This is a genomic window from Campylobacter aviculae, from assembly GCF_005406215.1.
GTDB lineage: Bacteria > Campylobacterota > Campylobacteria > Campylobacterales > Campylobacteraceae > Campylobacter_D > Campylobacter_D aviculae.
This window is the reverse complement of the sequence record NZ_NXMA01000058.1, coordinates 1-362: the sequence shown is the minus strand read 5'-3', so window position 1 is coordinate 362 and position 362 is coordinate 1. Positions and strand designations below refer to the sequence as shown.

The 362-nt window shown below is 26.5% G+C and carries 1 pseudogene; it reads right to left on the bottom strand.

The window, feature by feature from the left end:
• Positions 1–362, bottom strand: a pseudogene (locus tag CQA76_RS09140) (sugar transferase); the annotation flags it as partial.

Sequence of the window (362 nt, the reverse complement as noted above, 5' to 3'; positions counted from 1 at the left end):
CATAAGGCATTCTTATATAACCTAGTATGCTTTTTGAATTTTCTATCATAGCTTGTCCTAGTTTATAAGAGAGTTGGTTTTGAATTCTTGCTTTAGCTGAATTAGCTTGGATAAAAGTTACTTTAGGATTAATGATATCCATTTTAATTCCTAAAGATTTAGCTAATTTTTTACTTTCTAGTTTTTTAATGATTAGATCTTGTTCCAAATTAGCTAATTCTAAATGTTGTTTTTTAATAGGGATAGAATTGAGTTGTGTTTGAAGATTGTTTTTTTCAACCAGTATTTTTTGTTTTTCATTGGTTAAATTGGTTATTTGAGTATTTAAAGTATTGATTTGGTTTTGTAGAGGGGCTAGTTTT